Consider the following 13,947-nt stretch of genomic DNA (forward strand, 5'->3'; position numbering starts at 1 on the left):
CAGGGCAGCGGGTAATAAGGTAAATTCTGATCAACACAACCAATTAACAACCGGAGTTCATGCCTGATGGCACGCGTCACTGTCGAGGACTGCGTTGAGCGGGTTCCCAATCGTTTTGAACTGGTGCTGCTGGCGGCCCAGCGCGCACGCGCCCTGTCGCGTGGCGAGGAAATGACGATCGACCGCGATAACGACAAGAACCCCGTCGTCGCCCTGCGCGAGATTGCCGACCAGACCGTGGGGCTGGAGCAGATCCGCAGCGACCTTATCCGTTCGCTGGCGCGCGCGCCCGAACCCGAACCCGCGGATGAGGAAGTGGCCGACCTGATCCCGACCGAACACAACATCTTCGGCCTGCAGGATGTCTCGGCCGAGGAAGAGGCGCGTCATGCCGGCGGCGGCATGTCCGCCGAGGAACTGGAAGCCTCGGTCGAGGCCGCCCTGAGCGGACGGGGCCGGTAATATCTGACGAAGGGGTGGAAGGTGACTGACCCGGTCAGATCGGAAACGCCATCTTCCTCCATGCCCGTGCCCGTCACGGGCGGCGTGGCCGCGGATGCGGCCAGCCTTCCCGCCATGGCGGGGGGAGGGGAGCGCGTGATATCGTGCGAGGGACTGATCCGTCGCATTCACGCCTATGACCCCACGGCCGATGCGGACCTGATCCGCCGGGCCTTTGCCGTGGCCCAGGCCGCCCATGCCGGGCAGGCACGCGACAACGGCGATCCCTACATCACCCATCCGCTGGCGGTCGCCAACATACTGGCGGGATTCCATCTCGATACCGCCTCGATCATCACCGCGCTGCTGCATGACACGATCGAGGATACGGGGGTTACGCAGAAGGAACTGCGTGAGCAGTTTGGCGATACCGTGGCCGAACTGGTGGATGGCGTCACCAAGCTGACCCGGCTGGAACTGCAGTCCGACCGGACCAAGCAGGCGGAAAACTTCCGCAAGCTGGTGCTGGCCATGTCACGCGACATCCGCGTGCTGCTGGTCAAGCTGGCGGACCGGCTGCACAACATGCGCACGCTGCATTACGTGCAGCGGCTGGACCGCCGCCAGCGCATCGCGCGTGAAACGATGGAGATCTACGCCCCCCTTGCCGGCCGTATCGGCATGGACAAGGTGAAGGTGGAACTCCAGAACCTGTCGTTCGCGGCCCTTAAGCCCGAGGCGATGGCCACCATCCGCGCCCGCCTGAACTACCTGCGCGGGCAGGGGGCGGACGTGATCGAGGAGATCCGCCGGGAGCTTCAGGCCCTGTGCGCGCAGGCGGGGCTGGAGGGCGTGGAGGTGACGGGGCGGGAGAAGACGCCCTATTCCATCTGGGAAAAGATGCAGCGGCGCAACGTCGCCTTCGAGCAACTGTCCGACATCATGGCGTTCCGTATCCTCGTGCCCTCGCGGGAGGCCTGCTATGTGGCGCTGGGCGCGGTGCATGCCGCCTATCCGGTCATTGCCGGGCGGTTCAAGGACTATATCTCCACCCCCAAGGCCAACGGCTACCAGAGCCTGCATACGGGTGTGACCCTGCGCCACCCGCGCAACCAGAAGATCGAGGTGCAGATCCGCACGCCGGAAATGCATGACGTGGCCGAAAACGGCGTGGCCTCGCACTGGCTGTACAAGCAGTTGCCCGATGCGGCGGGGGGCAGGGAAGCAAAGGGTGTTGTGTCCGGCCTGCGCTGGGTGCAGGACCTGCTTGACATCCTTGAGGACTCGGCCGCACCGGACGAGTTCCTGGAAAATACCAAGCTCGAACTCTATCAGGACCAGGTTTTCTGTTTCACGCCCAAGGGGCAGCTGATTTCCCTGCCGCGCGGGGCGACGCCGGTGGATTTTGCCTACGCCGTGCATAGCCAGGTGGGCGATACCTGCGTGGGCGCGCGCATCAATGGCCGGCTCATGCCGCTGCGCCATGAATTGCAGAATGGCGATCAGGTCGAGATCATGACCGCGCGCGGCGGCACGCCCTCCCCATCGTGGGAGCGGTTTGTCGTGACCGGCAAGGCGCGCGCGCGCATCCGTCGGCATGTGGCGCTGCAGCAGCGTGAGGCGCATCTGGAAAGCGGGCGCGTGGCACTGGCCAAGGCCTTCCGGCAGGAAGGGGTGGACGGGTCGGAAAAGGTGCTGGAAAGCCTGCTGAAGGACCTGCGACTGCAATCGGTGGCCGACCTGTACGTAGCGGTAGGCAACGGGAACCAGTCCGCGCGTGAGGTCGTGCAGCTTGCCTATCCCGAACTGCGCCGTGCGCCGCGTGCGCCACGCATGGTGCCGGGACTGTCCATGCGCGCGCCGGGCGGCGGCGGGGCGGCCAGTGCGGCGGCCGGGCGGCGCAAACCCGCGGCAGGCATGGCGCTGGCCGGTGTGGGTGCGGGCATGGCGGTGCATTTTGCCGGGTGCTGCCACCCGCTGCCGGGGGACCGGATCGTGGGCATCGTCTCCACTGGCAAGGGCATTACGGTCCACACGCTGGGCTGCCAGACGCTGGAGACCTTTGCCGCCACCCCCGAGCGGTTCATGGACCTTGACTGGGATTACGACCTGATTGCCCGCAACGCCACCGGCACCCATACCGGGCGGCTGAGCGTGGTGACCGCCAACGAACCCGCCATGCTGGCCACGCTGACCAATATCGCCGCCAAGCACGAAGGGGTGATGGTCAACCTGCGCATCGTCAACCGCCAGCTTGAATTCATGGAGATCCTTGCCGATATCGAGGTGCGTGACCTGCGGCACCTGACCGCCATCATGGTGGCGCTGCGCGCGGCGCCCGGCGTGGTGCAGGTCGAGCGGGCAAGGGGGTAGGCCATGCTGGTCGGCATCGGGTCCGATCTGTGCGATGCCCGGCGCATCGAGACGGTTCTCGCCCGCCACGGCGCACGCTTTGAGCAGCGCGTCTTTACCGCGCGTGAGCGCGCGGCGGCGGAGCGGCGGCAGGGCAACGCCCGGCTGGGTACCTATGCCAAGCGCTGGGCGGCGAAGGAAGCCTGCGCCAAGGCGCTGGGTACCGGGTTTGCCCACGGCGTGTTCCACCGGGACATGGGGGTGGAAAACCTGCCCGGTGGCCAGCCGGTCATGCAGCTGGCGGGTGGCGCGCTGGCGCGGCTGCAGGAACTGCTTCCCGCCGGGTATGAAGCCCGGATTTTCCTGACCATGACCGATGAACACCCCTACGCCTTCGCCCAGGTCATGATTACGGCGCACAGGGTGGCCACCGCCTGAACCGCGTCCCGGCCCACGGGCCGGTGCTTGACAGGTGGGGCCCGCGTGGGCTTGATCCCTCCCCGTTATTCGTCCGGCAATGCCTGTCCGGTCGATGCCAGATCCGGATAAAAGAACAGTTATGCCCATGGACGATAACAAGACGGTTTCCGCTTCCTCCCATTCCGATGCGCCGCGCCGCGAGGGCGGGATACTGGACCTGGTCCGCACGGTCGTCATTGCGGGCGTGCTGGCGGTCAGCGTGCGCACGGTGCTGTTCGAGCCCTTCAACATCCCCTCCGGCTCCATGATCCCGACGCTGCAGGTGGGGGATTATGTGTGGGTTGCCAAATACAGCTACGGCTATTCGCATTTTTCCCTGCCCGGTTCGCCCAACCTGTTCACCGGCCGGATATGGGACAGCACGCCCCATCGGGGTGATGTCGCGGTGTTCCGCTTCACCAAGGATACGTCGATCGACTACATCAAGCGCATCGTGGGCCTGCCGGGGGATACGATCCAGATGCGCGAGGGCAGGCTGTACATCAACAACCAGGAAATCCCCCGCGAGCCGGAAGGCGAATACACCGCCATAGACGAACACCGTACCCGCATGGAAGGCAACCGCTACCGCGAGATCCTGCCCGGCAGCGGCGGCCACGGGCCGGTGGCGCATGATATCCTGAAACTGACCGATGAGGGCGGCAAGAACGACACGCCGGAATATGTCGTGCCGCCGGGCTATTTCTTCGCCATGGGCGACAACCGCGACGACAGTGCCGACAGCCGCTTCATGGGCGATGAACCGCAGGATCTGGGCTTCGTGCCGATGGAAAACCTGATCGGGCAGGCCAAGTGGATCTTCATGTCCGTCGATGCGGCGCATCCCTTCTGGCAGGTCTGGTACTGGCCGGCGGAGATCCGCTGGGGCCGGCTGTTCATGGGGGTGCGCTGACCGTGGCGGAAGACCGCGTTCCCGCGGCCGAGATCAGGCGGCTGGAAGCCTGTCTGGGCTATCACTTCACCCGGCCCGAACTGCTTCTGCGCGCGCTGACCCATCGTTCCGCCGCCCATGAGCGCAGTGGCAACCGCCGCACGCGCCAGAATGTGGCGACCCGGGGGGCCGGGTCCAACGAACGGCTGGAGTTCATCGGTGACCGGGTGCTGGGCCTGGTCATGGCCGAATGGCTGCTTGAGCGTTTCCCCACCGAGCAGGAGGGCGCGCTTGGTCCCCGCCACGCCCATCTCGTCTCGCGCACGGTGCTGGCGGAGGTGGCGCATGCCATGGCGCTGCAGTCCGCGCTGGACGTGGCCGAGCACGAGGCCCGCGCCGGGGTGCGGCAGATGGCCAACGTGCTGGCCGATGCGGTGGAGGCCATACTGGGCGCCATCTACCTTGATGGCGGTCTGGACCCCGCGCGCGCCTTCGTGCGGCGGATGTGGCAGGACGCCATCGTGGCCCAGGCCCGGCCGCCCAAGGACCCCAAGACCGCCCTGCAGGAATGGGTGCTGGGGCGCGGCCTGCCGCTGCCGCGCTACCGCGTGGTTTCGGCCGAAGGGCCATCCCATGCGCCGCGTTTTGTCATTGCGGTGGACGCGCAGGGAAAAACCGGGCAGGGAGTGGCGGGCAGCAAGCGCGCGGCCGAAAGCGATGCCGCGGCCGACCTGCTGCGCCAGCTGGGCACGGACGGGCAGGCCGCATCTTCCACCGACCGCAGGGGGCATGGACAATGACCGGGCAGGACCACGACACCACAACCACACGCTGCGGGTTCGTAGCCATCGTCGGCGCGCCCAATGCGGGCAAGTCCACGCTGCTCAACCGCATGGCGGGTACCAAGCTGTCCATTGTCAGCCCCAAGGCGCAGACAACGCGCTTCAGGGTGCTGGGCATCCTCATGCGCCATGGCGCGCAGATCCTGCTGGTGGATACGCCGGGCATCTTCCAGCCCAGGCGCAGGCTGGACCGCGCCATGGTCGCCGCCGCCTGGACGGGTTCGGATGATGCGGACATCACGCTGCTCATCGTCGATGCACGCGCGGGCATGACCGATGCGCTGCGCGCCATTGCCGCCCGTCTGGCCGAGCAGAAGCGCAGGCTGTGGCTTGTGCTCAACAAGACCGACCTCGTGAAGCGCGACACGCTGCTGCCGCTTACGGCGGAACTGTCGGCCATCCTGCCGGTCGAACATGTGTTCATGGTCAGCGCGCGCTCGGGCGAGGGGGTGGATGACCTGCTTGACCGCTTGGCGGCAGCCCTGCCCGTGGGGCCGTATCTCTACCCCGAGGACGACCTGACCGACCTGCCCGACCGCCTGCTGGCGGCCGAACTGGTGCGCGAGCAGATCTTCCTGCAGACGCATGAGGAAGTGCCCTACGCCGCCACGGTGGAAACCGAAGCCTTCCAGGAACGTCCCGACGGGTCCGTCCGGATCGAGGTGACGGTCTATGTCGCGCGCGCCTCGCACAAGGCCATCCTGATTGGCGAGCGCGGCAGCCGGATTCGCGCCATTGGCGAAAAGGCGCGCCATGAACTGGGCCGCCTGCTGGGGCGGACATGCCATCTTTTCCTGAACGTGAAGGAGCGGGCGGGATGGGATGAGGAGCGTGCCCGCCTGCGCGCCATCGGCCTGGATGATGCGTCCTGAATCCTCAAAAGAGGGCGGGATCGGCTTGTGGGGGGGGGCATCCCTCTATATGACAGGGCATGGTCGGGCGGCCTGCCCGTCCCCAGTCCTGTTTGCCTGACCTGCGCCGAGGATCAATGACCCAGTCCGTCAAACCCCAAGCCCCGTCATCCTACAAGCGCGTCCTGCTCAAGGTATCGGGGGAGGCCCTGATGGGCAGCGGATCGTATGGTATCGATCCGGCAACCGTTGATGGCATCGCCGCCGATGTGGCCGCTGTCGCCCGCACCGGCATCGAGGTCTGCCTTGTGATCGGTGGCGGCAACATCTTCCGCGGGGTGGCGGCGGCGGCGCGGGGCATGGACCGTGCGCAGGGTGATTACGCCGGCATGCTGGCCACCGTCATCAACGCCCTGCTCATGCAGAACGCGCTGGAGCGGCACAGCATTCCCACGCGCGTGATGACCGCCATCCACATGTCCTCCATCGCCGAGCCCTATATCCGCCGCCGCGCCGTGCGGCACATGGAAAAGGGACGGGTGGTGATCTTTGCCGCCGGTACCGGCAACCCGTTCTTCACCACCGATACGGGGGCCGCCCTGCGCGCGGCCGAAATGGAGTGCAATGCCCTGTTCAAGGGCACGCAGGTCGATGGCGTGTATTCCGCCGACCCGCGCAAGGTGCCCGATGCGCAGCGTTTTGACACGCTGACCTACCGCGATGTGCTGGCCAATGACCTTAATGTCATGGATGCCGCGGCCATAAGCCTGGCGCGTGAGAACCGGCTCCCGATCGTGGTATTCAACATCCATGAGCCGAATGCCTTCTCCCGCGTCATGCAGGGGCAGGGGCGGTTCACCACCATCGTGGCGGCGGACTGAATCCGGGCTGCTTTCGGGCATGTCGCGTGTATGAAGAATTAGAAGGAGGGCCACAGTGTCTGTCGATCAGAAAAGTTTGCTGGCGGATCTGACCCGCCGTATGGACGGCGCGATTGAAAGCCTGCGCCGTGACTTCGCGGGCCTGCGTTCGGGCCGTGCCAGCCCCGCCCTGCTGGAGCCGGTGCGGGTGGAAGCCTATGGCGGTGAAGTGCCGTTGACGCAGGTCGGCTCCATTGCCGTGCCCGAAGCCCGCATGCTGACGGTGCAGGTATGGGACCGCACGCTGGTGGGCGCGGTCGAACGCGCGATCCGTGACGCGGGGCTGGGGCTGAACCCGGCGGCCGATGGCCAGACCGTGCGCGTGCCCATTCCGCAGCTGACCGAAGAGCGTCGCAACGAACTGGCCCGTGCTGCCGGGAAATATGCCGAGAATGGCAGGATTGCCGTGCGCGGCGTGCGCCGTGACGGCATGGACCAGACCCGGAAACTGGAAAAGGCGGGTGACATCAGCGAGGATGATGTCAAGACATGGTCCGATGCCATCCAGAAGCTGACCGACCAGTACGTCAGGCGCGTGGACGAACTGCTGGTCGAGAAAGAGCGTGAGATCAAGCAGGTCTGATTTGATCCGTGAGCCTCATATCCATTCTGCTCCATCGTATGCGTGACTGAGGGGGGCAGCCAGCTCTTGTCGGGATCAGATCATCGTGCCACAGGCCATGCCAGCCTGCCCGGGCACGTCGCCATCATCATGGATGGGAACGGACGGTGGGCCAGCACGCGGGGCCTGCCCCTGCTGGCGGGGCACCGTGCCGGGGCGGATGCGGTGCAGCGCACCGTGCGCGCGGCCATAAGCCGTGGGGTGGGATGGGTCACGCTTTATGCCTTTTCATCTGAAAACTGGCGGCGGGCACCGGGTGAGGTCGCTGACCTGACCGGGCTGCTGCGCTACTACCTGCGCCACAAGGTGGCCGAACTGTCGCGTGAGGGGGTGTGCCTGCGCTTCATCGGTGACCTGGCCCGCTTCCCCGTAGATATACAGGAAGAAGCCCGCCGGGCGGAAACGGTCACGGCGGCCAATACCCGACTGGTGCTGGTGCTTGCGCTCTCCTATGGCGGGCGAGCCGATATCGTGCAGGCCGCCATCCGCCTGGCGCAGGCGGTGGGGCGGGGCGAGCGTGCCGCGACCGATATCGATGAGGCCACATTCGCGGGCGCGCTGCTGACGGCGGGCATGCCCGACCCGGACCTTGTGGTGCGGACCAGCGGGGAATGCCGCCTGTCCAATTTCCTGCTGTGGCAGTCGGCCTATGCCGAGCTGGTTTTCCTGGATACTCCCTGGCCGGATTTTGACGAGACGCATTTCGATACCGTGCTGAACATCTATTCACGGCGTGAAAGGCGATTCGGTGCCCGACCAGCCTGACAGAACGCCCGCCCCGCCCCCGCCGCCATCGGGCAACTGGAAGGACCTGCGTGCGCGCGTGCTGTCCGCCGCCGTGCTGGTGCCGCTTGCCGCACTCTGCGTGTGGCTGGGGGGGCTGGTCTATGGCGCGATGATCGTGCTGGCCATGGCGGGCATGGCGGCGGAATGGGCGCGCATGTTCGGCTTCGGGCTGGATGTGCGGCGTGGCCAGCTGTGTCTGGCATGGGCGGCGGCCATGGGTATTGCGGCCGTGGCCGGGCATTGGGGCGGCGCGCTGCTGGTCATGGCGGCCGGGCTTGTACTTGGGCCTGCGCTGTGGGCGGGGCAGGTGGCCATTGGCTGTGCCGGGCTGTCGCTGCTGTGGCTGCGCTACATGAGCGAGCCGGGTGCGGGGGTCGTGCTGTTCCTTGTTGCCTGTGTGGCGCTGAGTGATACCGGGGCCTATATGGCGGGCCGGCTGTTCGGCGGCCCCAAGCTTGCGCCGCGCATCTCCCCGGCCAAGACATGGTCCGGCTCCATTGGCGGGCTGTGCTGCGCCGTGGTGGCGGGCATGCCGGTCGCGGCCCTGATGCCCGGTGCCCAACCCGGTGCCCTGTGGCGTGGCGCCGTGTTCGGCGGCCTTGTGGCCATTGCGGCGCAGGTGGGGGATCTGGCGGAAAGTGCACTCAAGCGGGCGCGGGGGGTCAAGGATTCCGGCACCATCCTGCCCGGCCATGGTGGCCTGCTGGACCGTTTTGATGGCCTGCTGGTGGCGGCTCCCGTGGCGGCACTGCTTTCTTTGGGGGCAGCGGGTGGCGCCGCTTTCTGGTATGTGGGCCTGCACTGAAGCCATGGTCCCGGCCATGAACAGTTTTGGGGAATGACACAAGAATGAAAACAGTTTCCGTTCTGGGCAGCACGGGCAGCATTGGCTGTTCCACGGTGGACCTGCTGCTGCAGGCGCCCGATCAGTTCCGTACCGGCGCGCTGGTCGGTGGCCGTAATGTTGCAAGGCTGGCGGAACAGGCCCGCGCGCTGGGTGCGCGCCGCGCCGTCATTGCCGATGAAAGCCTGCTGCCGGAACTGGAAAGCCTGCTTGCGGGCAGTGGCGTGGAGACCGCCGGTGGCCGTGCCGGCGTGATCGAGGCCGCAAGCCTGCCGGTGGACTGGACCATGGCGGCCATTACCGGGGCCACCGGGCTGGAGCCGACACTGGCCGCCGTGCGCAACGGCACCCATGTGGCGCTGGCCAACAAGGAAGCGCTGGTCTGCGCGGGCGATGTGATGCTGCGGGCCGTGGAAGAGGCGGGCGCAACACTGCTTCCGGTCGATTCCGAGCATAATGCCGTGTTCCAGTCCATGGCGGACAAGCAGGTGGACCAGGTCGAGAAGATCATCCTGACAGCCTCGGGCGGCCCGTTCCGTCGTGCCACCCTGGAGGAGATGGAGAAGGCCCCGCTCGAAGCGGCCCTGAAGCATCCGACATGGAGCATGGGGGCCAAGATCACCATCGATTCCGCCACCATGTTCAACAAGGGGCTGGAACTGATCGAGGCCGCCCGCCTGTTCAACGTGACGGAAGACAGGCTGGACGTGGTCGTGCACCCGCAATCGATCGTGCACAGCATGGTGCAGTATACCGACGGTTCGGTCGTGGCCCAGCTTGGCTCGGCCGACATGCGCATTCCCATCGCCCATACGCTGGCCTGGCCCAGGCGCATGGCCACCAATTCGCCCCGCCTGGACCTGGCGACGCTGGCGCGGCTTGATTTCGAAGCCCCGGACGAGGTCCGCTTTCCCGCGCTGCGCCTTGCGCGCGAATCCCTGCGCGCGGGTGGCGCCATGCCCGCCATTTTGTCCGGTGCCAATGAAATCGCGGTCGAGGCGTTCCTGAAGCGCGAAATCGGGTTTCTGGATATTGCACGGATCGTGGAGGATGTGATGCACTCCATCGGTGCGCAGCGGGCCGACACGCTGGAGGACGTGCTGCACTGGGATGCGGAATCCCGCCGTGTCGCGCGTCTTCGCACCGTGGCCCGCGCGGCCTGACATGATTCTGGATGGCGTTTCGGGCCATCGGGAGATAGCGTAGCGTTCATGCATGATCTGATACGGACCGTTCTGGCCTTCTCCCTTGTGCTCGGGGTGCTGGTTTTCATCCACGAACTGGGTCACTACCTTGCCGCGCGCTGGCGCGGGGTGCATGTGGAGGTGTTCTCGATCGGGTTCGGTCGTCCGCTCCTGCGCTGGCATGACAGCGTGGGTACGGAATGGCGGCTGTGTCCGGTGCCGCTGGGCGGTTATGTGCGCCCGCACGGATTCGAGGGGCCGGAAGACGCGACCGAGGAGCAGAAGGCCGCCTGGCAATCCGGCCGTACCTTCCATGACAAGCCGGTCCTGTCGCGGGCGATCGTGATCATGGCGGGGCCGGTTTTCAATTTCCTGCTTGCCATCGTCCTGTTCACCGGGCTGTTCGCCACCGTGGGGCAGCCGCATATCCTCAATCAGGTGGCACAGGTCGTGCCCGGCAGCGCCGCCGCAGCCGCCGGGGTGGAAAAGGGTGACGTGATCCTGCGCGTGGGCGACCATGTCGTGCGCGACGTGGCCGACCTGCAGTCCTTTGTCGGCGGGCAGGCGGGCGCACAGACCACGCTTACGGTGCACCGGGGGGATGCGGATACGACGCTGCCCGTGCATATCGGCAGCGTAGCGGAGAAGGGGGGCGCGCCGCACGGGCAGATCGGTGTCTCCTTCGCCATGGAAATGGGCAGCCCCAGATCGCTGCCCGCCGCGTTCGTCGCGGCGGTAAGGGAAACCTGGAACGTCTCGGTCCAGACGCTGCAGGGGCTGTGGCAGATGATTACCGGCCAGCACAGCACCAGGGATCTTGGCGGCCCGCTGCGCATTGCCCAGATGTCGGGGCAGGTGGCGCAGTACGGGCTGCCCAGCCTGGTCTCGTTCATGGCGCTGCTGTCGATCAACCTTGGCCTGATCAACCTGTTTCCGGTGCCGATTCTTGATGGGGGTCGGCTGGTATTTTATATTTTTGAGGCTATTCTGGGCCGGCCCGTTTCCCGTCGGGTGCAGGAGATCAGCTTCCAGGCCGGCTTCGCGCTTATTGCGGGGCTGTTCCTGTTTTCAACCTTTAACGATCTGTCACATTTTGGCCTGTTTCAGTGGCTCGCTTCGCGTGCCGGACAGGGGTAAGATGCACGGAGTGATACAAGTGCTTGCACACGGTGGCGTATATCGGATAGGTCCGCCACGAAAGCTGATACATGACAGGAAGGGAGCCGGCCCTCCATCCGGTCTCAATGCATGGCTGATCCGCATGCCGAGTGGTGAGGAATAGCGATTTTGTCGAGTAAACGTTCAGCGCTGCTTGCGTCTGCCTGCCTTATGCCGCTGTTCTGGACGGCCGGGGCATATGCGCAGGATGAAGCGGCACAGAACACGCCATTCGGTGGGGACATGGCGCCGGTGTCCGGTGTGGACCAGCAGGAACCCGCGGTCGAAGCGATCAAGGCGCCCCCGCTTGAAGACCCGATCGAGGCGGTTGACATCAAGGGCAACAGCCGGATCGAGACCAGCACCATCCTGTCCTACATGGTTGTCCAGCCGGGTGACCGGTTCAATCAGGACCTGCTTGATCGTTCGCTCAAGACCCTTTACGCCACCGGCCTGTTCCATGATGTGACGCTCAAGCGCGTGGGCAACGTGCTGGAAGTGCATGTGGTCGAAAGCCCGATCGTCAACCGCATCGTGTTTGAAGGCAATCATTCCGCCAAGGACGAGGACCTGACGAAGGTCATTTCGCTGCGTCCGCGCGCGGTCTATTCCCCGCAGGGAATCTCGGCTGACAGGCAGAAGATCCTGGGCGTGTACGCGGAAAAGGCGCGCTACGCCGCAACCGTGACGCCGCAGATCATCCGCCTTGCGCATAACCGTGTCGATGTGATCTTCCACATCAACGAAGCGCAGAAAACCCTGATCAAGAAGGTAAGCTTCGTCGGCAACCGTGCGTTCAGCACGGCGGCGCTGGCCGGTGTCGTCTCTTCGAAGGAGACGGCGTGGTACCGCTTCTTCGCCTCCAGTGACCAGTACAACCCCGAACGCATGAAATACGATGCGGAACTGCTGCATCGTTTCTACCTGAAGAACGGCTTTGTCGATTTTCAGGTCAAGAACGCGACGGGTGAACTCTCGCCCGACCGAAAGAGCTTCTACATCACCTATACGGTGGATGAAGGCCCGCGCTACCGCCTGAACAAGATGGATGTGCGTTCGTCGCTGCGCCATGTCAGCGCGGAGTCCATGCGCAAATACATCTCCCTGTTCCACAATCAGTGGTACGATGGCTCGGCCATCCAGCACAATGCCACGGACATGCAGGAGATGCTGCAGGGCAAGGGCTATCCCTTCGCCATGGTCCATCCCGAAATTGCCCGCAACCCCGAGAAGCATACCGTCAACCTGCTGTTTGACATCAGCGAGGGGCCGCGGATGTATGTCGAGCGCATCGACATCAACGGCAACACCATTACCGAGGACAAGGTGATCCGCCGCCAGCTGCCGATGGCCGAAGGTGATCCGTACACCCCGCTGGACCGCAAGTATTCCAAGATGATCCTGGAGGATCTCGGGTTCTTCAAGACCGTCTCGATCGACCAGACCCCCGGTTCGGCGCCGGACAAGGTCAATATTTCGGCCGATGTGGTGGAAAAGCCGACGGGCGAGTTCTCGCTGGGTGGTGGTTACTCGACCGATGCCGGCGTGCTGGGCAACCTTGGCCTCAAGCAGCATAACCTGCTGGGCACGGGTATTGACGCGGGCTTTACCGGAACGGCCGCGTATTACGAGGACCAGGCGGACATTTCGCTTACCGATCCGTATTTCCTCAACCGCAACCTTGTGGCGGGCATCGACCTGTTCGGTATCCAGAACCGCTACATGACCTACCAGAGCTATTCCGAAGCGCGTATCGGCATGACGCTGCGCATGGGGTATTCCTATAACAACCACCTGTCGCAGTCGTGGAGCTATACGCTGACCGATCGTGACATCGGGGATACGTGGTCGGATTCGTCCTATTACATCCATGACCAGAATGGCTGGTCCCTGCTGTCGCAGCTCAGCACCACACTGACATACGATACACGCGACCGCAGGCAGCAGCCGCATAAAGGTTTCGTGGTACGTGTGGGCGGTGACTTTGCCGGTATCGGTGGCAATGAGCGCTACCTGCGTGGCAAGGTGGATGCCGCGTACTACATCCCGCTGGACAGCATCATGGGCAACCATGACTGGACCGTCAGCTTCCGTGCGGGTGCGGGTGACATCATGAACTGGGGCGGTGGCCGCAGCGACATCATCGACAACTTCTATCTGGGCGGCAACTCGCTGCGCGGCTTCATGGATGGTGGTGTCGGCCCACGAAGCTACGCCATTCCCGCGCGTGACGGTAACGTCATGCACTCACAGCAGGACTTCCTGGGCGGACGGTTCATGTATACCGCGTCCGCGCAGGTGGACTTCCCCATTCCGTTTGCATCGGCCATGGGGATTAAGGGCCGCTACTTCGTGGATATGGGCGGGCTGGACGGGCTGCGCGTGCGCCGCCGCTATACATCCATGAAGGACTGGCCCAAATATACCCCTGTCTATGACGATACGCTGACGCCGGTGGTCTCGACCGGCGTGGGTATTGCATGGAAAAGTCCGTTCGGTCTCGTGAACATCGATCTGGGCGTTCCGCTGCACAAGGGCACGAACGACCGGACCCAGTTGCTCCGCTTCGGCTTCGGCCAACAATTCTGAGGTGATA

At 64.9% G+C, this 13,947-nt stretch carries 13 protein-coding genes; all 13 read left to right on the forward strand.

Features of this window, described 5'->3' with window-relative positions:
• Window positions 1-66 precede the first annotated feature (66 nt).
• Window positions 67-462, forward strand: a complete 396-nt coding sequence (gene rpoZ, locus CFR78_RS06710) for a DNA-directed RNA polymerase subunit omega (protein WP_007399156.1) — start codon at window positions 67-69, stop codon at window positions 460-462.
• A 60-nt stretch (window positions 463-522) separates the two neighbouring features.
• Complete coding sequence (locus CFR78_RS06715; protein ID WP_110581046.1) at window positions 523-2,814, forward strand: RelA/SpoT family protein; 2,292 nt, start codon at window positions 523-525, stop codon at window positions 2,812-2,814.
• 3 nt (window positions 2,815-2,817) lie between these two features.
• On the forward strand, window positions 2,818-3,231 hold the full coding sequence (gene acpS / locus CFR78_RS06720) for a holo-ACP synthase (protein WP_034929181.1): 414 nt from the start codon (window positions 2,818-2,820) through the stop codon (window positions 3,229-3,231).
• A gap of 127 nt (window positions 3,232-3,358) precedes the next feature.
• Entirely contained in the window at window positions 3,359-4,165 is an 807-nt protein-coding gene (gene lepB, locus CFR78_RS06725; RefSeq protein WP_110581056.1) for a signal peptidase I, read from the forward strand.
• A 2-nt stretch (window positions 4,166-4,167) separates the two neighbouring features.
• Complete coding sequence (rnc, locus tag CFR78_RS06730) at window positions 4,168-4,944, forward strand: ribonuclease III (protein ID WP_007399160.1); 777 nt, start codon at window positions 4,168-4,170, stop codon at window positions 4,942-4,944.
• Window positions 4,941-5,858: a GTPase Era gene (era, locus tag CFR78_RS06735; protein ID WP_034929184.1), complete on the forward strand. Its 918-nt coding sequence runs from the start codon at window positions 4,941-4,943 to the stop codon at window positions 5,856-5,858. The genes rnc and era overlap by 4 nt, the downstream gene beginning before the upstream one ends.
• A 116-nt stretch (window positions 5,859-5,974) precedes the next feature.
• A complete protein-coding gene (gene pyrH / locus CFR78_RS06740; protein WP_007399163.1) occupies window positions 5,975-6,718 on the forward strand; it encodes a UMP kinase in 744 nt (247 codons plus the stop codon).
• Between the two features lie 55 nt (window positions 6,719-6,773).
• A complete protein-coding gene (frr, locus tag CFR78_RS06745; protein ID WP_007399164.1) occupies window positions 6,774-7,340 on the forward strand; it encodes a ribosome recycling factor in 567 nt (188 codons plus the stop codon).
• Window positions 7,341-7,469: 129 nt separating this feature from the next.
• Window positions 7,470-8,144, forward strand: a complete 675-nt coding sequence (gene uppS / locus CFR78_RS06750; protein ID WP_237701102.1) for a polyprenyl diphosphate synthase — start codon at window positions 7,470-7,472, stop codon at window positions 8,142-8,144.
• Window positions 8,128-8,970, forward strand: a complete 843-nt coding sequence (locus CFR78_RS06755) for a phosphatidate cytidylyltransferase (protein ID WP_083824476.1) — start codon at window positions 8,128-8,130, stop codon at window positions 8,968-8,970. The genes uppS and CFR78_RS06755 overlap by 17 nt, the downstream gene beginning before the upstream one ends.
• Before the next feature lie 44 nt (window positions 8,971-9,014).
• Window positions 9,015-10,172 carry a 1-deoxy-D-xylulose-5-phosphate reductoisomerase gene (dxr, locus tag CFR78_RS06760; protein WP_034929190.1) on the forward strand — a complete coding sequence of 386 codons (1,158 nt, stop codon included), beginning with the start codon at window positions 9,015-9,017 and terminating at the stop codon, window positions 10,170-10,172.
• A 48-nt stretch (window positions 10,173-10,220) separates the two neighbouring features.
• Window positions 10,221-11,330 carry an RIP metalloprotease RseP gene (rseP, locus tag CFR78_RS06765; protein WP_034929194.1) on the forward strand — a complete coding sequence of 370 codons (1,110 nt, stop codon included), beginning with the start codon at window positions 10,221-10,223 and terminating at the stop codon, window positions 11,328-11,330.
• Between the two features lie 192 nt (window positions 11,331-11,522).
• Complete coding sequence (gene bamA, locus CFR78_RS06770; RefSeq protein ID WP_007399169.1) at window positions 11,523-13,940, forward strand: outer membrane protein assembly factor BamA; 2,418 nt, start codon at window positions 11,523-11,525, stop codon at window positions 13,938-13,940.
• Window positions 13,941-13,947: the final 7 nt, after the last annotated feature.

Source organism: Komagataeibacter rhaeticus, from assembly GCF_003207855.1.
In the GTDB taxonomy this organism is placed as follows: domain Bacteria; phylum Pseudomonadota; class Alphaproteobacteria; order Acetobacterales; family Acetobacteraceae; genus Komagataeibacter; species Komagataeibacter rhaeticus.

Excerpts from the sequence above, each read along its gene's own strand:
- rpoZ (WP_007399156.1), top strand. The coding sequence starts at position 67 with ATGGCACGCGTCACTGTCGAGGACTGCGTTGAGCGGGTTCCCAATCGT.
- CFR78_RS06715 (WP_110581046.1), top strand. The coding sequence starts at position 523 with ATGCCCGTGCCCGTCACGGGCGGCGTGGCCGCGGATGCGGCCAGCCTT.
- acpS (WP_034929181.1), top strand. The coding sequence starts at position 2,818 with ATGCTGGTCGGCATCGGGTCCGATCTGTGCGATGCCCGGCGCATCGAG.
- lepB (WP_110581056.1), top strand. The coding sequence starts at position 3,359 with ATGGACGATAACAAGACGGTTTCCGCTTCCTCCCATTCCGATGCGCCG.
- era (WP_034929184.1), top strand. The coding sequence starts at position 4,941 with ATGACCGGGCAGGACCACGACACCACAACCACACGCTGCGGGTTCGTA.
- pyrH (WP_007399163.1), top strand. The coding sequence starts at position 5,975 with ATGACCCAGTCCGTCAAACCCCAAGCCCCGTCATCCTACAAGCGCGTC.
- uppS (WP_237701102.1), top strand. The coding sequence starts at position 7,470 with ATGGATGGGAACGGACGGTGGGCCAGCACGCGGGGCCTGCCCCTGCTG.
- dxr (WP_034929190.1), top strand. The coding sequence starts at position 9,015 with ATGAAAACAGTTTCCGTTCTGGGCAGCACGGGCAGCATTGGCTGTTCC.
- rseP (WP_034929194.1), top strand. The coding sequence starts at position 10,221 with ATGCATGATCTGATACGGACCGTTCTGGCCTTCTCCCTTGTGCTCGGG.
- bamA (WP_007399169.1), top strand. The coding sequence starts at position 11,523 with ATGCCGCTGTTCTGGACGGCCGGGGCATATGCGCAGGATGAAGCGGCA.